This window comes from Alloalcanivorax xenomutans (assembly GCF_900217905.1).
In the GTDB taxonomy this organism is placed as follows: Bacteria; Pseudomonadota; Gammaproteobacteria; order Pseudomonadales; family Alcanivoracaceae; genus Alloalcanivorax; species Alloalcanivorax xenomutans.
In genome coordinates, this window is record NZ_OBMO01000026.1 from 1 (window position 1) to 17,509 (window position 17,509).

Here is a 17,509-nt window from a genome sequence, read left to right on the forward strand (position 1 = left end):
GGGGTCAGAAGCTGCCTAGGTCCCGCCACCCCGACAAGTCTCTCTGCCTACTATCGACTTGCCACGCCAACATACAAGCTTGCCTGCAAGCGAATGAGCTTCCGGCCCCAAGATTCGCTTGCAGGCAAGCTCCCACGGTGGCTTCGTCCTCCCTTGGCGGGAGAGCGATTACGTATTACCGATTCAGAATGTCCAGGAAGCGGACAGGGCGGGACCTTTCAGGGTGACGTTGTCCTTGTCACGATAGAACATGTATTCCACGTTGACGTCGAAGCGCTCACTGACACCGAAATCGATCCCCAGACCGTAGGACGAGTCATACCATTTGTCCGAGACCTTGCCGCCGCCGTCCACGTCCATTTCTTCCTTGCCTTCGGTATAACCGCCAATCAGATACGGCGTGGCCATGGTGGCATTGGGACCACTCAGCTTCACATAAGCGCCATAGAAATACTTCTGACGGTACTCGCCTTTCACGGAAGTTCCATTGAGACGGTCTTCGTTGCTGTTCAGCGTGGAACCGCCGCGCATCTCCACCGCGAACCAGCGGTTGATACGGCCGCCCAGTTTGGCGATCAGGTCACCGGTCTCGAAGCGGTCGTCGCCGAAAAAGCGGTCATCCTGTTCATGATATCCGTATCCCAGGGATACGTAGGCTTCGCCGTGCGCCACGGATACACCCATGCCCATGGCCACGGCGGCCAATGCAGCCACGCAACGTTGCATAGCGGACTCCTCGAAAGATCAATCGGTAGCGGCGCGATTATTGCGCCGCATTGGCTTCTCGTATTTTTTTCTCCGCCTGTTTGCGCTCATGTTGCGTCGGCGTGCAACCCAGGCAACGCAAAAAAGTGGCGCGGGCGGGATTCTTCACCAGCACTTCGGCGGCTTCGCCTTCATTATCACCGAGCACGGAGAACGGCAACATTACCGTATATACGGCCAGACCGCCCACCGTGCCGACGGCCATGACCGGCCTGACGATCACGGCGTCCCCGAACATGGCCAGCGCCGACGGCTGATCGGCGTCTTCGTCCATGGGACGGGCCTGTGTGGTTTGGGATACGGTGCAGATGATGGTGGCGGCCGCCAGCAGGCGCAGGGCTCGCTTCATTGTGAGTCCCTCTTCGACAGGTTCTCGTTGGATAGCAGGATTGGCCGGGCAGTCCCAACCGTCTTGACCCGGCCTTTTGAATAGGAGCCCCCGCGGCCGTCCCTCGACCGCGGGAGCGGCGACTCACCCCCCACAGGTTCAACCCCCACACACAAGAAGATGGTCCGGGCTCCCCCCTTTTGCTGAGTCGCCGGGGCATTGTTACCCCAATTCAGCAGTCGTGCTGACTACTGGTTCACAATCTAAATCTTTATTCGTAGAGAAACAATACGATAGCACACTGAGCCCAGAAAACGCTTGAGCCCGCCTCAACGCTGGCAGTGGGGACAATACACGGTACTGCGCTGACCGTGGCGCCCGCCCCGCAGCGGCGTTCCGCACTGCCGGCAAGGCTCCCCCGCTCGACCATAGACCCGTAATTCCTGGGCGAAGTAGCCGGGCTGACCGTCAACCCGGGTGAAGTCCCGCAACGTGGTGCCGCCAGCCTCGATGGCCCGCGCCAGAACTTCCCGGATGGCTTCCGCCAGAAGCTGATAGCGGCCCAGGCTGATGCGTCCCGCCGGCCGGGAGGGGTGAATGCCCGCCAAAAACAGGCTCTCTTGCGCGTAAATGTTGCCAACACCCACCACCGTGGCGTTATCCATGATGAACGTCTTCACCGAGGCCTTACGCCCACGGCTGCGCCGGTGCAGCCATTCTCCGGTGAAGGCCGCATCCAGCGGTTCGGGGCCGAGGCCGGTGAACAACGGGTGTTGCTCCAGGTCCGGCAGATAGAGCACCGCGCCGAACCGGCGGGGGTCGTTGAAGCGCAATAGCTGCCCGGAATCGAGCACCAGATCCACATGATCATGCTTGCGCAGCGGCGCCGCCTCCGGCACCACCCGCAGTGTTCCGGACATACCCAGATGCACCCCCAGATGCAGGCCATCCAGGTCCAGCAGCAAATACTTGGCACGCCGCCGCACCGCCAGCACCGGCCGATCCCGCAACGCCGCCACCCGCTCGTCCACGGGCCAGCGCAGCCGCGGCTCGCGCACGGTCACCGAGCGCAGACGGCGTCCGGTCAAATGCGGCTCGATCCCCCGCCGCGTGGTTTCCACTTCGGGTAATTCGGGCATTAACGGCTCCTTGGAATATGGGTCAGGACAGGATTCGCCAGCAGGCTGGCTCCCACAGACTACGCCACGAAGCCGCTGTGGGAGCTTGTAGCCCCCCTGTGGGAAGCGAGCTTGCTCGCGAATACAGCGGCAATGGGCAGCCCGCGGCCAGGACGGTTATGATACCCGCGGCACCGTCCTTGCGCAGGCGGTAAAGGGGTTAAGCACAAGCGGGGCAACGATGCAGTACTGGCTAGGCGTGGACACCGGCGGCACTTTCACCGATTTCGTTCTGCTGGGCGGCGAGCAACCGCGCATCCATAAAGTACTGTCCACGCCGGCGGCCCCGGAGCGGGCCATCCTGCGGGGCATCGAGGACATGGGACTCTCCGGGGCCTTGGCCCTGGGGGAGTTGGTCATCGTCCATGGCAGCACCGTGGCCACCAACGCGGCCCTTGAAAACAAAGGCGCCAAAACGGTAGTGATTACTAACTCCGGCATAGAGGATCTGCTGCTCATTGGCCGCCAGAACCGGCCCGAGTTATACAACCTGCGGCCGCTGCCCACCCACACCGCCCTGCACGACACTCCAGTGATCGGCGTCGATACCCGCCTGGACGCCCAGGGAGACATCCTGATCCCGCTCACCGAAGAGACGATCCGGCAAACGGTGGAAGCGGTTCGCCGCCATGACCCGGAATCCGTGGCCATAAACCTGTTGTTCAGCTACCTGGATCCCGCGGCGGAACAACGGCTCGGCAAGGCGCTCCGGCAGGCCGGCTATCCGGTCAGCCTCTCCAGCGACATCCTGCCCACCCGTGGCGAGTACGAGCGCGGCATGGCCACCTGGCTGAACGCCTGGCTCTCTCCCCGCATGGCGGATTATCTGGCGCGGCTGAAACAGCACACCACCCCGGCGCCACTGACCATCATGCAGTCCAACGGCGGCACCATCGCCGCTGACCAAGCCGCCGAAAGGGCGGTGAACCTGCTGCTGTCCGGGCCCGCCGGCGGTCTCAACGCTGCCCGCCGTCTGGGGCAGGCCCTGGGCCGCGATCATCTGATGACCTTCGATATGGGCGGTACCTCCACCGACGTGGCGCTGCTGGACGGCGACATCCGGCTGACCCGCCAGGGGCGCATCGGGCCTTATCCAGTGGCGGTTCCCATGGTTGACATGCACACCATTGGGGCCGGCGGCGGCTCCCTGGCCCAGGTGGATGACGCCGGCCTGCTGCACGTGGGACCGGAATCCGCCGGCGCCAGCCCCGGCCCCGCCTGCTACGGCCAGGGCGGCACCCAAGCCACGGTCACCGACGCCAATCTGGTGCTGGGCCGCCTGCAGCCGGAATTCGCCCTGGGCGGCAACCTGCGTCTGGACCCGGCCAAGGCCCACGACGCCGTTGCCCGCGTGGCGGAACGCCTCGGCATGCCTATTCCCCAGGCCGCGCAAGGCATCATCGATCTGGCCAATGAGCATATGAGCCAGGCGCTGCGGGTGATATCGATCCAGAAGGGCTTTGACCCGCGGGACTTCACGCTGGTGAGTTTTGGTGGCGCCGGCGGCCTGCATGTGTGCGCCCTGGCCGCCAACCTCGGCATGCACCAAGCGGTGGTGCCGGTACGTGCCGGCGTGCTGTCGGCGGAGGGGCTGGTCTACGCGCCGCGCCAGCGTGAACGCATCCAGGCGCTGCCGGCGGATGCCGAGGCCGCGCATATTCTGACTCTGGCTCGGGAACTGGAGCGCCAGGCCCGGGCGGAACTGGAAGCGGAAGGCATCGAAGCCGACCGGATCCGCACCGAAACCGGCCTGGACCTGTGCTATCAGGGCCAGTCCTCCGTGCTGACCCTGCCCTGGCAGGGAGAAGATCCCGCTCAAAGCGAAGCTGCCTTCCACGATCTGCACGAACAGCGCTATGGTCACCGGCTGTCATTGCCGGTGCGGCGGGTGAACCTGCGGGTCCGGTGCCTGGCCGAGGCGCGGCCGCCCTCGCCGGGCCAGGCGCCTCGGGGCGAGGGGTCGCCAGCCTGGGAGGCTCCGGTTTACGGTTCCGTTGGTGATAAAAGCGCCGCGCCAAACGCAGAAGGAAACAAAACCAAAATTCCTGTATACCGACGGGACGAATTAGGAGCCGATCAGGTAATCTACGGCCCCGCATTGATCTTTGAACCGGTAGGCACCATCTATATAGAAGCTGATTGGCAGGCCCGGGTGCATCCATCGGCCCATTTATTGCTTACCTCTTTATAAAGCCGTATATCAAGGAACGAATCGGCCACATTCGCTTTCTAACGGACTACTACCGCCGCAAGCCGGATTATTATGCACACCATCCTGATGTTTCTGTCCGAGGGCCTGCTGGCCCTGGGCCCCTGGAGCCTGGTGCTGATCACCCTGGCCCTGACCCATGTGACCATCGTCAGCGTCACCGTCTATCTGCACCGCTATTCCGCCCACCGCGCGCTGGAATTGAACCCGGTGCTGAAACACTTCTTCCGTTTCTGGCTGTGGTTGACCACGGGCATGAACACCCGCGCCTGGACCGCCATTCATCGCAAGCATCACGCCCACTGCGATAGCGAGGAAGACCCGCACAGCCCGCAGGTACTTGGCATCCGCAAAGTACTGCGCGAAGGCGCGGAGCTCTACCAGGCCGAAGCGCTGAACCAGGAAACCCTGGACAAGTACGGCGCCGGCTGCCCGGATGACTGGATCGAGCGCAACGTCTACAGCCGCTTCCCCATGCTCGGCATTGTGTTGATGGCACTGACCAACGTGGTTCTGTTCGGCTTCGCCGGTGTGACCATCTGGGCGGTGCAGATGATGTGGATTCCGCTGTTCGCCGCTGGCGTGATCAACGGCATCGGCCACTACTGGGGCTACCGCAACTTCGAATGCAAGGACGCCTCACGCAACATTCTGCCGTGGGGTATTCTGATTGGCGGCGAAGAGCTGCATAACAATCACCACACCTACCCCAGCTCCGCCAAGCTGTCGGTACGCCGGTTCGAGTTCGATATGGGCTGGGCCTGGATCCGCCTGTTCGAAATGCTGGGCCTGGCCAAAGTGAAAAAGCTGGCGCCGAAACCGGTGCTGGCCACCGCCCGCCCCAGCGTGGATCTGGATACCCTGCGCGCTTTGGTGCAACACCGTTTTCAGGTAATGGCCCATTACCGCCGCACGGTGATCAAGCCGGTGTTCCAGCAGGAGCAAGCCCGCGCCTGCGAGGCCACCCGTGGTTTCTATCGTCGCGCCCGGGCCCTGCTGTACCGCGATCAGCGTTTCTTCAAGCCGCGTCATCAGCAACGCCTGGAGCGGCTGACCGAACACAACCACACGCTGGCCACCATCTACGAATACCGCCTGCGCCTGCAGGAAATCTGGGGCCAGACCAGCCGCAATTCCGCGGAAATGCTGGATGCCTTGAAACAATGGTGCCGCGAAGCCGAGGAGTCCGGCATTCACGCTCTGCAGGATTTTGTCACCGCCCTGAAAGGCTACCAGCCCCAACCGGCCCGGGCCTGATCATTTCCCACAGCCGGATCCTCGGAGCCGCTGTGGGAGCCAGCCTGCTGGCGAATTGGGTCTCAAATTCGCCTGCAAGCAAGCTCCCACAGCGGCCTTGTAGAAAGAAAGCTCTAAGTTTCCGTTCGCGGTTCTGCCTAATGCATATGCGGCTGGTACGCCACGTCGAACTCATCCGCCAATCCAGCCAAGCGTTTATCCAACGTCCAAAGCCTCCCTTCGGGAGTGATGACGGTTGAAGCGAGCAACATCATATCCACCAAACCACAACCTCGCCCGTATAAGCGTTCTTGCTCAACGAACGTCATGACCTCCTTAAGGCTGGCCTGATTACTCAGCCGCAATAAACCAATGTAACCCAAAGTTCGTTGCCGAGGTTCAGGCGGAGTCCCGCAGGCAAGCTCGCCCAAGACCATGGGATGCACCATGGCGCGATCCATTTCTATCAGATTAATCAGCGCCTCATTTTTTTCTCTGAAGTGCGCCACCCATACCGAGGTATCCACCAAAACGTTCATTCCTGCAACGGCTCCTCACGCCGCCGCGGGATATCCGCCATATCAGGTGACGCTCCTCCCAAAGCGGCCAGGCGGCGCGCGGCTTGGACCCGAACATAGGTTTTGACGGCCTCCCGAAGAATATCCGCGGGTTTATCCAAGCCTGAGTCAGCCAGCTCCAATGCCTGCTCGTAGAGAGCATCGTCAATCGTAATTGTGGTACGCATACCGACCCTTCATCATCATTATTGATGCCACAATGCATCAAATACAGCATCTCGTCAATATAGCGTCATCCCAACTAGTACATCAGCGATGGCAACAGCAGGGACAACTGCGGGAACGCCATCAGCAGAATCAGCACCACCGCTTCCGCGGCCAGGAACCACACCGTGCCTCGTACCACCTGACCAAACGGCACCTTGTCCCCCACACCGGCGCTGACCACGAACAGATTCAATCCAATCGGCGGTGTCAGCAAACCGATCTCGATGAACTTCACCACCAGCACACCAAACCAGATCACGTCGATATCGAACGCGATGACGAAAGGCGCCAGCACCGGCAGGGTCACCAGCATCAGACCAATGGGATCCAGGAACATACCCAGAACGATATAGAACACCGTGACCGCCAGCAGGAACATCCACAGCGCCACCGCGTAATCTTCCACCCAGACACCGATGTTCATGGGAATCTGGCTGAGTGTCAGCATACGACTGAACAACACCGCGCCGATGGCGATCAGAAAAATCGACGCCGTGCTGGTGACGGTTTCCGATACCGCCTGCTGCATCGCCGTCCAACTGAAGGAGCCCTGAATCAGCGCGGCCGCAATCGCCACGAAAGCACCAAAGGCGCCCGCTTCGGTGGCCGTTACCGTTCCGGTATACAACCCGCCGACAACACCGGCGACGATCACCGGCAATGGCCAGGACTTGAGCAGCAACAGCCACCGGTCCCGATTGGAATAAGCCTGCGTAGTCCTCGGCGCCAGATCCGGATTCAGTTTTACCCGGGTGACGATCAGCACGGCATAAGCCAGCATGGTCAGCAGGCCGGGAATAATCCCCGCCATCAACAGCTGCCCGACGGACGCCTCCATGAACACGGCATAAAGTACAAAAGGAATACTCGGAGGAATAAACGCCCCCAGCGTCCCGGAAGCCGCCACCACCCCGGTGGCCAGACCAGGATTGTACCTGGCCCTCAGCATTTCCGGCACGGCAAGACGGGACATGGCACCGGCCATCGCCACGCTGGAACCGCTGGCGGCGGCAAAACCGGCACTGGAAACATTGGTGGCGATCGCCAACCCGCCCGGCAGAAAACCCAGCCAGGCCTTGCCCGCATCGAACAAGGTTCGCGTCAAACCGGTATGGAAGGCAATCGCGCCCATCAGGATAAACATGGGAATGGCGGTCAACGACCAATGGGCGATGAACTGAAAAGTGGTGGACCCCATCAGAGCGAACGCCGCATCCAGGCCACGGAGGGAGAGCAGCCCGGTAAAGGCACTCACCCCAAGTGACACCCCGATCGGCACGCGCAGTGCCAACAGCACCAGCAGTAAGGCGATACAAGCGAACCCGATCTGCACCGCGCTCATGACGAAACCTCCCGCCGGGACTTTCCGCGCAACAAACGGATCAGAAGATACACCGCCGCCAGGGCGGCCATGAAAACGCCCGCCCAGGCAATCCAACGGGACGGCCAGATCGACAGTTCAAAAAACACCGCGTCCACCCCTTCCCGGCGCCCCCAGCTTTTAACCGCCTGCAGGTACAAACCGTAGGAGAACAGAGCGAAGTACAGCGTCATTACCAGCAGCCCGAAGATGTCCGTGGCGGATCGCATACGCTTGCTGAAATGCTGAACCAGCACATCCACCCGGATGTGACTGTCCTCAACGACGCAGATGAAAATACCGATGAAGACCGCCGCCACCATGTAGTAGTAAGCAACGACCTCCATGGTTCCGGGAATGTGCATGCCGAACAGCAGCCTCAGCAGCACTTCGGCGGTAACGTGCACCATCATCAAAACGATCATCGCGCCGACCACATTGGTGGCCAGATTCTTTGTCTTTTTTATTAGCCGGTTCATAACCCAACCTCATCGAATACGTAACGCCACCTTGCCCACGGCACGGCGCTGAACCACCTGGTCGATGGCCTCCGTCACCTGCTCGAAACGGAACAGCTCGGGCGTGGCGAGCCTTATTTTTCCTTCCGCCGCGGACTGGAACAGCCAGCGCATCATCGACTGGATTTCATCGGAAAATTGATGACGCCGGTCTTCTTTTCCCCAACCCACGTACTCGGAAAAATTCACTCCCAGTAAACCGATGTTCTTCACCAACAACAGATTCACCGGCGCGGCGGGTATCTTGCCGCTGGCAAAACCCAGGGACAAAATGGTGCCTTCCACCGCCGTGGCCCGAATCAGCGACGCGAACACCTCGCCACCCACCGGATCGAACACCACATCGGCGCCCCGGCCTTCCGTCAGCGACTTGACCTTCTTCACCACATCCCCGGTGGAATAATCGATCCCTTCCGAGGCACCCACCTTCAAAGCCGCGCCCAGTTTCTCCGGTGAACTGGCCATGGCGATCACCCGGGCACCAAGCAGGGACGCCACCTGCACGGCGGCCTGCCCAAGAGCCCCGCCCGCGCCAGTGACCAAAACGGTTTTATCGGCCAGTTCGCCGGCCCGCTTCAGCGCCGTGGTCGCGGTGCCGAACGACAAGGGCAAGGCCACCGCCTGTTCCAACGGCACCGACTCCGGGACCGGGTAAACAGTGGCCCGGTCGATCACCACTTCTTCGGAAAAGGCGCCGCAATCGACAATGGCCGCTACCCGATCCCCTACTTTCAGATCGTTAACGCCGGGGCCGCATTCGGTAATAACACCGGAGACTTCCGTGCCGGGAACAAAAGGCGGCGTCATTTTGCGCTGATAGGTCCCCGCCACCATCAGGGAGATGGCGTAACTGACGCTGGCGAAGTGCACGGCGATACGCACGCTGCCCTCCGCCAACGCCGGACTCGGCACCTCGGATAACACCAGGTCCTGATAAGACCCGAACCGGTCACAAAGCACTGCTCGCATCACCTGCTCCTTATTCTTTGTCACGCCTGCATGCAGGCACCGGATGACAGCAAGTTGTGGATCTCCGCCTCGGCGAAGCCCGCGCCTCGCAGGGCATCCACGGTGTGTTGCCCCAAAGCCGGCGCCGGCGGCAACTCGTCCGCCGCCCTCTGCGCCCCCGGAAACGCCGGGAAAGGAAAAGCGCCGAAGTCCGGATGATCCACATCCGCCAACAAACGCAGGGCCTCCACCTGGGCATCCTCACGCAACGACGAGTAGCTGTTCACCGGCCCGCAAAGCACGCCCGCCTGATTGAGCCGGTTGATCCAGTATTCCCGGGATTGTGTCGGGAAGATGCCCGCCAGAAGATCATGCAAGGTATCCACGTTACGCTGGCGCGCCTCGTTATCGGCAAAACGCGGGTCGGTTGTCCATTCTTCATGGCCGAGCGCCTTTGCCAGGGCGTGGAACATCTCATTGCGTAAACACACCACCGAAAGCTGGCCATCGGCGGCGTCGAAGTTGCCCGAGGGCACCGTCACCGGTTTTCTTTTTTCACCACCCTGCAGAAAGGACTCCACCATGGGCATGGCCTGAAAAGCCATCGAGGCGCCAAGCAGTGACAGATCCAGATGCCGGCCGACACCGGAAGCACGTTGCTCATGGATCGCCGCGGACAACGCGTAGCCGGCGTACAAACCGGTGATCATGTCCACCGCCAGCATGCCGACCCGCCGGGGAGCACCTTCGTCAGTGCCGTTCATGGCCGCCATACCGGTGGCGGCCTGAAGAATACTGTCCGAGCCGGCCCGCAGCGCGTGGGGCCCGCTGCGCCCGAAACCGGAGATGGAACCGAGCACAATGCCTGGATTCAGGGATTTCAGCACGTCATACCCCAGCCCGAGCTTCTCCATGACACCGGGCCGGAAGCTTTCCATCACCAGGTCCGAACAACCGACCAGGCGCTTGATTACCTCCCGGCCCTGTTCGTTGCGGGCATCCACGCAAATGCCTTTCTTGCCCCAGTTGGCGATCACACTCAACGCACTGTGCCCGTTACGCGCCAATCCCATTACCCGGCCCCAATCGCCCTGGGGAGGCTCTACTTTCACTACCGTGGCACCCATCATCAGAAGCATCTGCGCCGCATAGGGCCCGGCCAGTCCCTGGCTCATATCCAGGACCCGGACCCCCTCAAACGGCTTAAACTGCGCTGTCGCTGCGTTCATCAATCAAATAACCTGTGAAGTGAAAAAAATCCGGTGCAGTTCTCATGGAACAAGCTACCAAGCCGCTGTGGCGGCCAGCCTGCTGGCGAAAGACGCCCGACAGACCCAATTCGCTTGCAGGCAAGCTCCCACAGCGGCCTTGTAGCAACCATTAGAGCCCTGAACCGGCACGGTCCATCAAAACGCCTTGTCGTAGATTTCGGTTTTCAACAACTCGGCGTACTGTTGCTCGGTGAGTTGCTTGCCTTCGAGCAGCTTTTCCCACTTCTCCAGATTCCTGATGAAACTCTCGACAATCTTTTCCGGATTCTCGACACCACGCTCGGCGGCATTTTTAGCCGATTGCTCGATCTGGGACTGCATGAATGCCTCCCGACGCTGTTTGAGCGCATCGGACACTTCAACGAAGTTGATACCCTGTTCCCGCGCCAGCTTTCGTACATCCTGTTCTTCCTGCTGATACGCGTACAAAGTACGCGCGAGCCCTACCGGCGCCGCATCGATTAATGCCCGGCGCCCTTTCTCATCCAGATCCTCCCAGACGGATTCGCGCACGTTCAGCAATGAGCCGCCAAGAAAGGCGCCCATGGGCAGCTCGACGACGCTGTTGGCCACTTCCATCAACGACAGGGACTTCAACCAGCTGGTGGCGCCGATGACACAGTCCAGTTGGCTGCGTTCCATGGCCTCGTAGGATTCGCTGTTGGGAATGTTGACCGGAATGCCCTCGATGCCCGACACCCAGCGGCCGATCTCTTCACCAGCCACGCGCATGCGTTTGCCTTCGGCCTCGAAGCCATCATCGAACCGGTCCTTGCACATGGCCTGGTAAGGCGGCGTGGCGTAACTGGCAAGAAAACGCACGCCGTGCTCCTTGTACTCCTCAAGGCATTGCGGGCAGTCGTTGAGAATGGTGTCCACCGACGCGGCGGACGCAGCCAGCGAGTCCTGATCCCAGAACGACAAATCACTGATGATCATGTTCGCCGGCACGGAAGTAGGGAAATAAACGGTCACCAGGAAACCGCCATCGATCATGCCGTCGCTCACCGCCGACAGCATCTCCTTGCCCGAGGCCGCCGCCCCGGAAGGAAAGAATTTGAAGGCGACATCGCCACCGGACTGTTCCTTCGCCGCCTCCATGAAGGCATTAATCCCTTCACTGGTGGGATGATGCGGCGGCAGATAACTTGCATAGGTAAGATCTCGCGCGGATGCCAGCGCCGGCATCAGGGACGCCACGACGGCCAGGCCGCCGAGTAACACGGATATCAATGGGTTGCTGTTGTTGTTAGCCATGAAACTCTCTCCGGGCTCTCTCGGAGCCTTCTCCGAGTTTAGGGTTGTCTTCCAACCCTATTTTGATTATTGTTCGCTATGCGCACATTGTGTTCTCTAAAAGAACGCCAACACGATAAGACCAACCTTTCGTTAATGTCAAAACGTCTTTGCACGGAGTGGTACGGATGGCGGAACACGGAGAACGGGATGGCTCCCTGCTGGTCAGCGGATTCATGCGGGGTTTGAAGGTGATCACCACCTTCGGTGAAGGGGCCGCCAGGCAGTCCTTATCCGATGTCGCCCGGCGAGCCGACATCTCCCGGGCCAGCGCCAGACGCCTGCTGCACACCCTCACCGCCCTGGGCTACGCCAACACCGACGGCAAGCAGTTCTGGCTCACCCCCCGCATGCTGAACCTGGGTTTCTCCTATCTCTCCTCAATGGAGATCTGGTCCTTCGCCCAGAGTTACATGGAAGAACTGGTGCAAACCGTTCAGGAATCCTGCTCCATCGCGGTACTGGAAGGCTATGACATCTACTATGTGATGCGGGTCCCCACCCGCAAACTGCTCAAAAGCACCCTCAACGTGGGCAGCACACTGCCCGCGCACGTAGTCTCTCTGGGGCGGATCCAACTGGCCGACTTGCCCCCCGAAGAACTCGACCACTACCTCAACAACCTGGAACTCACTCCCTACACCCGCTTCACCATCACCGACAAAGCAGAACTCAAGCGAGCGATCCAGGAAGACGGCGCCAAGGGCTGGTCCATCGTTGACCGGGAACTGGAGGAGGGTATGTTCGGCATCTCCGTGCCGATCAAGAACAGGGAAAACAAAACCATCGCCGCGATCAACCTCACTTTGGCGCCGAGTAAGGCCAATGAGGAGGGTATGATTGAGCGGTTACTGCCTGAGCTTCAGAAGACGGCGGAGAAGATTAATGGGGAGTTGCGGCACGGCGGTTGACCAGTCCGCCGCGCCTCAGTTTCAACAGCCTTCCGGACCACAGTATTGCAGCAGTTTGACTGCGGGCTGTTCCGCGGCGATGACGTGCACCGTCGCGGTTCCCAGGTTGACACCCAACGCCTCCAGCAGTGGCCCCAGAAGATAGTCCGACAGCGGCACCAGTAAACCGTCCAGCACCGGTGTAATTACATCGACAAGGCCATTCAGAAGCCCATCCAGAGGAATACAGGCAACACTGGCATGATCCACACTAATACCATCAAGCAGGTTGGTAACACTTTTTCTCAGTACCGAACCTGTGTCGCCTGACACCTCTTCGGAGGTCGCCTCAAAAGCATCAAGTGGCAAGTCATCGAAATACAACATGCTTGTCGGCACCGCCTCGCCAGTAACCGGCGTCGAGCTTATGCGGACATCCACCAACCCTTTCCCGCATGCTTTAACTGGTGGGTAGCAGCAGTCCCCGTACTTAGTTCCCAGCAGCCCAGTGTACTTGTGTGTCCAGGTCACGCCTTCCCGATATACCGGACAAAAGGCCTTGGCAATAGCCGGGAAACAGACGCCCTCGGGCTCTTCGTCCGCCACCAGGACACCCACTTCAATGCCGTCGTACTTACCATCGTGGATGGTTTCCAGGGACAGTACCGACCGCTCCACTTCGAAGTCGAAGTTTACCGTATTAACCGACCCGGCGGCACAATCCGCCCCAACCAATCGTGCCGTGGTGGCCCCCGTCCGAAGTTCCAGCGGAACAGAGAGCTTCAAGCCACTGAATTCCGCGGCGCCGATGTTCATGTATAGCACCAGACGCAAAATAATATCCGCGCCCACCAGCGACCCTATCCATTCCGTGCCGTTGTCGCCCTGGACCATTCTTGCTGGCGCGATAATGGGCTTGGGGGTGTTCTCAAGCTCGATCTCAAGCTTTACTTCCAGGTTCTCATCCAAACCCAGAGGCCCCAGAAGCCCTTCCAGATCCACCTCGATCACACCATTGAACGGAGGCCGGTTAGCCAGGTCCAGCACGATGCCGCTAAGCGCCTCAAGAAGGGGGATTTTTGCACCCGCATCCACGGCACCATTGCCAAGCACACCAACAACATCCTCTAATTTGATATTGGTATGGATACCCGGGGCGGCGATGATCTCATCCAACATGGCCAGAGTATCGGACGTAAGCCCATCAACACTTTTCAGCGCCCCAACAACAACATGGGCGGGAATATCCGATCCAAGAATCTCACCAAGCCCCAGATCACCAAGCACCGGCATTTCGGTGGTGAGATGGTGAAGCAAGCTCTCAAGATCAATGACGGTATGCGCCAGCTGTTCCAATGACAGCGCTTTCAGCGTCAACTGGCTATCACCAAGGACGTACCGGAATATCGGCTCCAGAAGCGGCGATTTGGCGGTGGAAAGTTCCGCGGTGAACGATTCCGTATAGAAAGTGGCGTACACTTCTTTCTGAGCTGCCGCTGAAGCGGTCAGAGTTACTGATCCGAGCACGGATTCAGGAAGAAGTCTGCTTATTGGCTCTACCCGTTTTATTTCAACCGCGACACCGTTCGTCATCAGAAAGTTATCGGCGGGTTCGAAGCTCAGAACTTTTCCATCCCGGGCGGTGATGATTCCCTCCTGAACAGAAATGCTCTGGGTTTTTCCATCAAGCCCTTGGGCATCAGCCTGTAACAGCATCGCTGCTCGAGCCCGGCTGACCATCTCCTCTGCGGCATCGCCCCCACACGTGTTTGCCTTACCTACCGCGGCTGTGGCGGCGAGATTCGCCTGCGCCTGAAGGTCTTTCCTCAGAGAGAACAACCTTGCGCCGTCGAGAGCCAAGGTCGATAGAATCAGAATTACGATAACCAAAAGCGGGGTAACGACGCTCAAGGCGCCGGCCTGACGTTTCATACTGCGAACTCACAACCCAAAGTAAATCAATCGATGACCAATGTGATCACTGAATTAAATCGCACGCCCCAGTGCCACAATCCAACAACGTCACGGCGCCCTGATCCGCGCTTGTTACGCTTACCGTCATGCCTCCGAGGTGAAGCCCCAGAGCATTCAGGAGCGGCTCAAGAATCATGGTCAGAATGTTACCTACCAGATCAATTACACCGGATTTAAGCAGCTCGTCCACTGCACCGGTTACGACACCAAGAATAGGCTCGAGGAGATCACTAAGAAGGCAACCCAGGCCTAAAAGGCCACAGTCCTTGGGTGGCGGCACTGTAACCTTCAAAATATCGAAGTCCCCGCTACTGAGGTGCAAGTCCGTGCCTCCCCCCACTGTCACACTGTTTGCCTGCCTCTCATAAAGGTCATAATCAAGCGTTCTGATCGAGTTGACGGCGGAACCAACTTTCAGCTCCTCAATAGTCGCCTCAATAACGATACTGGCCAAAATATCCTTCAAGGCGGGCAGCAACTCAGCGCTAATGCCTTTAACTTCCAAGCTGCCGGACGGTGTAATCACCCCTGTCGAGACGGTGGCCACTTTGGGCTGCATGTTCAACGTAAAAAGAACGTTATTACTTGCGCCGGATGCACAATCCGCATATTCAAGAAAACCAGATCCCCCTCCCGTCTCAACCGCCAGGGGAACCTCCACTTTAGCAATACCAAGAAGATCTGCCTCAACCAGAAGAGCAAGCGTTATATCGGCAGCCTCAAACTCCACCAGTGGCATGCCTTGAGCATCCGTTCGCGCCGGCCCCACCACCACCGTTGGCGGCTTATCCACTACCAGCGACAAGTCGGCACTGGCTATACCAAGCACGTTGATATTGGCATCAACAGGAATTGAAGTGACGCCATCAAGAAGATTCAGAGCCAGCGCCACAACGGTGTCATACACGGGAACAGGGGTCTGATCTGGATACTGCACATCCGTTATCAGCTTAATAACCTGATCCAGCCTCACATTGGTGTCCACGAGGCCCGCATCCGACAACATATCCTGAACGACGGCAGCCGCATCACTGGCAGGATCCAAACCTGCCAAAATCCCCTGAAGGATATCATCAGCACCGACAAGATCATCCACCGCCCTCAAACCACCGGCCACGCCGATGGACTCCAGGAAGCCACCAAGCGCAAATGTGGTTCCCGCCAGGCTCTCAATACTGGTGGCGTCCAGAGTAAAATCAGATACGCCCAGCAAGCCCCCCAGTACCGTGCCCAACAACCCGGCGTTACCGCCCGGACCACCGACAACCGCCGTTGACCCAGCGGCGCTCACCGTTGCGATAACTTCTTTCTTCGCCACCGCGACACGCTTCAGATCAACGTCACCCAGCAACCCCGGAATCAGTCGGGATATGGGTGTATCCGGGAGAGAATACTCGACTCGCACGGCATTGCTCTCGCTGACGAGGCTGTCGACCTGGCGAAAGCCCAGCGTGTTATCGGCACCTCGTTCAACAACCCCCGGCTGAACCACAAGCACGCCGCCAAGCTCGCCCATACCGTGTTCATCAGCAACTGCCTTGGCCACCGCCTCGATACTGGTTGAGCTCACTTCTCCGCCGTAGCATGCCTGAGCAGCATCAGCGGCCGCCGTGGCAGCGACGTTGGCGATGCTCTGCATTTGCGAACGTACGGAATAAAGGCGTGCGCCGTCCAACGCCAACGCGGAAAACAGAACTATCAAGATGATAATCAACGGCGTGATAACCGTGAGTGCTCCACGCTGACGTTTCATGTCAATTCTCTCCGCGAGTTTGCTCTCCAAAGCTGTCAGGGATGGGGTGCCGGAAAGACTCGGCCAACCGGCGTTGTGAATCCACATAGACCGGGGCGGCTATTTCGCTACTTTCCGCACCACCGCTACGGGCCTGTTCGTTCAACATTGAGCGCGTATACGTCCTGGAGGATTGGCCCTGGAGATCACCACTCATACCAGAAGGATAGTGTTTACCTTCAGGACTGACACCGTCCGCACCAGCTAGCGCGGGCACCAGGATCAGAGACGCCAAAATCAGTTTCATATCTTTACCTCACAAAGTGACCGGCCAGCTGTTTCGCATAGGCCAACTCGTCCGCATTGAAATCGTATTCCTTCTTCATCCAGCGCAGGCCGTCTTCGTCATCCGTCAACAGGAAAGCGACCGCCAGATTTTGCCGCACCGGGCCTTGCCCGTTCGCCAGTTCCATGGCGGTTCTCAACTCATAAGCCGCTTCTTTATAGTGCCCCACCAACATCAACACATATCCGTAATCATTACGGACCTGGGAGGATGCCGGGGCCCTCTCCCGCGCCACTTTCAGGTGATCGAGCGAAGCCAGAACATCATCTTTCTTCAGAAGCACCATGCCGAGACCATGGTGACTCTCCCCTGTGCCGCACTTATCAACCAGCACTTCAAAGATGGCTTGAGCATCATCAAGCTGCCCGGTGGCCGCCTTGAGCTGACCGTACCGGAGCCAATGCTCCACGGTACTCAGAGGCTGATCCTCGATTTTCGCCAAGGCCGCGTGATCACGGTCCCGTGACATCAGAGAGTCGATCATCTCAATCTGAACCTGTTGCTCCGGCTGCACCACTTCGTTACAGCTGATCCGATCCAAATCAACCCGGTCCGACGCCGTGACGGGTTTTGATACCGGCTTGCTGGCGCACCCCGCGGCAAGTAATGCTACCGCCGCGATCCCCACCGCTTTATGCATCCCTTCTTTCCATCTGCTGTTACACATTGCAGT

General features: G+C 59.4%; 16 protein-coding genes. 3 read left to right on the forward strand and 13 right to left on the reverse strand.

The features are described 5' to 3' along the window. Positions 1-183 precede the first annotated feature (183 nt). The 3 genes from CRO06_RS17670 to mutM form a co-directional block, all read right to left on the reverse strand. Positions 184-726: an outer membrane beta-barrel protein gene (locus CRO06_RS17670; protein ID WP_051414266.1), complete on the reverse strand. Its 543-nt coding sequence runs from the start codon at positions 724-726 to the stop codon at positions 184-186. Positions 727-763: 37 nt separating this feature from the next. After that, entirely contained in the window at positions 764-1,114 is a 351-nt protein-coding gene (locus CRO06_RS17675) for a hypothetical protein (RefSeq protein ID WP_022996541.1), read from the reverse strand. 308 nt (positions 1,115-1,422) lie between these two features. Next, a complete protein-coding gene (gene mutM, locus CRO06_RS17680; RefSeq protein ID WP_022996542.1) occupies positions 1,423-2,232 on the reverse strand; it encodes a bifunctional DNA-formamidopyrimidine glycosylase/DNA-(apurinic or apyrimidinic site) lyase in 810 nt (269 codons plus the stop codon). Between the two features lie 220 nt (positions 2,233-2,452). Here mutM and CRO06_RS17685 point away from each other — a divergent pair, with 220 nt between their 5' ends. Continuing rightward, positions 2,453-4,462, forward strand: coding sequence for a hydantoinase/oxoprolinase family protein (locus CRO06_RS17685; RefSeq protein ID WP_179746639.1), 2,010 nt, complete (start codon positions 2,453-2,455; stop codon positions 4,460-4,462). 72 nt (positions 4,463-4,534) lie between these two features. Next, positions 4,535-5,737: a DesA family fatty acid desaturase gene (locus CRO06_RS17690; protein WP_097059022.1), complete on the forward strand. Its 1,203-nt coding sequence runs from the start codon at positions 4,535-4,537 to the stop codon at positions 5,735-5,737. Positions 5,738-5,874: 137 nt separating this feature from the next. On the opposite strand, the gene CRO06_RS17695 is transcribed toward CRO06_RS17690, so the two are convergent. From CRO06_RS17695 to CRO06_RS17725, 7 genes are all read right to left on the reverse strand, one after another. Continuing rightward, complete coding sequence (locus CRO06_RS17695; RefSeq protein WP_022996545.1) at positions 5,875-6,255, reverse strand: type II toxin-antitoxin system VapC family toxin; 381 nt, start codon at positions 6,253-6,255, stop codon at positions 5,875-5,877. After that, a complete protein-coding gene (locus CRO06_RS17700) occupies positions 6,252-6,461 on the reverse strand; it encodes a type II toxin-antitoxin system VapB family antitoxin (protein WP_022996546.1) in 210 nt (69 codons plus the stop codon). Before CRO06_RS17700 ends, CRO06_RS17695 begins: the two co-directional genes overlap by 4 nt. A 74-nt stretch (positions 6,462-6,535) precedes the next feature. Then, positions 6,536-7,843: a TRAP transporter large permease gene (locus tag CRO06_RS17705; RefSeq protein WP_097059023.1), complete on the reverse strand. Its 1,308-nt coding sequence runs from the start codon at positions 7,841-7,843 to the stop codon at positions 6,536-6,538. Beyond that, positions 7,840-8,340, reverse strand: coding sequence for a TRAP transporter small permease (locus tag CRO06_RS17710; protein ID WP_051414264.1), 501 nt, complete (start codon positions 8,338-8,340; stop codon positions 7,840-7,842). The genes CRO06_RS17705 and CRO06_RS17710 overlap by 4 nt, the downstream gene beginning before the upstream one ends. 9 nt (positions 8,341-8,349) lie before the next feature. Continuing rightward, positions 8,350-9,348 (reverse strand): NADPH:quinone oxidoreductase family protein, encoded by a 999-nt coding sequence (locus CRO06_RS17715; RefSeq protein WP_097059024.1) that lies wholly within the window; start codon positions 9,346-9,348, stop codon positions 8,350-8,352. A gap of 20 nt (positions 9,349-9,368) precedes the next feature. Next, on the reverse strand, positions 9,369-10,556 hold the full coding sequence (locus CRO06_RS17720; protein ID WP_097059025.1) for a CaiB/BaiF CoA transferase family protein: 1,188 nt from the start codon (positions 10,554-10,556) through the stop codon (positions 9,369-9,371). A gap of 177 nt (positions 10,557-10,733) precedes the next feature. Further along, the gene (locus tag CRO06_RS17725) at positions 10,734-11,855 is read right to left on the reverse strand and encodes a C4-dicarboxylate TRAP transporter substrate-binding protein (RefSeq protein WP_097059026.1); all 1,122 of its coding nucleotides are present in this window, start codon (positions 11,853-11,855) and stop codon (positions 10,734-10,736) included. A gap of 167 nt (positions 11,856-12,022) precedes the next feature. Between CRO06_RS17725 and CRO06_RS17730 the strand changes: the two genes are divergently transcribed. Further along, entirely contained in the window at positions 12,023-12,805 is a 783-nt protein-coding gene (locus tag CRO06_RS17730; RefSeq protein ID WP_097059027.1) for an IclR family transcriptional regulator domain-containing protein, read from the forward strand. Positions 12,806-12,826: 21 nt separating this feature from the next. Here the strand turns inward: CRO06_RS17730 and CRO06_RS17735 are convergent, their stop codons facing one another. From CRO06_RS17735 to CRO06_RS17750, 3 genes are all read right to left on the reverse strand, one after another. Next, the gene (locus tag CRO06_RS17735) at positions 12,827-14,716 is read right to left on the reverse strand and encodes a Tad domain-containing protein (RefSeq protein ID WP_097059028.1); all 1,890 of its coding nucleotides are present in this window, start codon (positions 14,714-14,716) and stop codon (positions 12,827-12,829) included. A gap of 46 nt (positions 14,717-14,762) precedes the next feature. Continuing rightward, complete coding sequence (locus CRO06_RS17740) at positions 14,763-16,511, reverse strand: pilus assembly protein TadG-related protein (protein ID WP_179746643.1); 1,749 nt, start codon at positions 16,509-16,511, stop codon at positions 14,763-14,765. A gap of 290 nt (positions 16,512-16,801) precedes the next feature. Continuing rightward, positions 16,802-17,476 carry a tetratricopeptide repeat protein gene (locus tag CRO06_RS17750; protein WP_055099426.1) on the reverse strand — a complete coding sequence of 225 codons (675 nt, stop codon included), beginning with the start codon at positions 17,474-17,476 and terminating at the stop codon, positions 16,802-16,804. Between the last annotated feature and the right edge of the window lie 33 nt (positions 17,477-17,509).

Bases quoted from the DNA above. Each gene is read 5' to 3' on its own strand.
- CRO06_RS17705 (WP_097059023.1), bottom strand. From the start codon at position 7,843: ATGAGCGCGGTGCAGATCGGGTTCGCTTGTATCGCCTTACTGCTGGTG.
- CRO06_RS17700 (WP_022996546.1), bottom strand. From the start codon at position 6,461: ATGCGTACCACAATTACGATTGACGATGCTCTCTACGAGCAGGCATTG.
- CRO06_RS17675 (WP_022996541.1), bottom strand. From the start codon at position 1,114: ATGAAGCGAGCCCTGCGCCTGCTGGCGGCCGCCACCATCATCTGCACC.
- mutM (WP_022996542.1), bottom strand. From the start codon at position 2,232: ATGCCCGAATTACCCGAAGTGGAAACCACGCGGCGGGGGATCGAGCCG.
- CRO06_RS17720 (WP_097059025.1), bottom strand. From the start codon at position 10,556: ATGAACGCAGCGACAGCGCAGTTTAAGCCGTTTGAGGGGGTCCGGGTC.
- CRO06_RS17690 (WP_097059022.1), top strand. From the start codon at position 4,535: ATGCACACCATCCTGATGTTTCTGTCCGAGGGCCTGCTGGCCCTGGGC.
- CRO06_RS17670 (WP_051414266.1), bottom strand. From the start codon at position 726: ATGCAACGTTGCGTGGCTGCATTGGCCGCCGTGGCCATGGGCATGGGT.
- CRO06_RS17710 (WP_051414264.1), bottom strand. From the start codon at position 8,340: ATGAACCGGCTAATAAAAAAGACAAAGAATCTGGCCACCAATGTGGTC.
- CRO06_RS17735 (WP_097059028.1), bottom strand. From the start codon at position 14,716: ATGAAACGTCAGGCCGGCGCCTTGAGCGTCGTTACCCCGCTTTTGGTT.
- CRO06_RS17725 (WP_097059026.1), bottom strand. From the start codon at position 11,855: ATGGCTAACAACAACAGCAACCCATTGATATCCGTGTTACTCGGCGGC.
- CRO06_RS17740 (WP_179746643.1), bottom strand. From the start codon at position 16,511: ATGAAACGTCAGCGTGGAGCACTCACGGTTATCACGCCGTTGATTATC.
- CRO06_RS17715 (WP_097059024.1), bottom strand. From the start codon at position 9,348: ATGCGAGCAGTGCTTTGTGACCGGTTCGGGTCTTATCAGGACCTGGTG.
- CRO06_RS17750 (WP_055099426.1), bottom strand. From the start codon at position 17,476: ATGCATAAAGCGGTGGGGATCGCGGCGGTAGCATTACTTGCCGCGGGG.
- CRO06_RS17685 (WP_179746639.1), top strand. From the start codon at position 2,453: ATGCAGTACTGGCTAGGCGTGGACACCGGCGGCACTTTCACCGATTTC.
- CRO06_RS17695 (WP_022996545.1), bottom strand. From the start codon at position 6,255: ATGAACGTTTTGGTGGATACCTCGGTATGGGTGGCGCACTTCAGAGAA.
- CRO06_RS17730 (WP_097059027.1), top strand. From the start codon at position 12,023: ATGGCGGAACACGGAGAACGGGATGGCTCCCTGCTGGTCAGCGGATTC.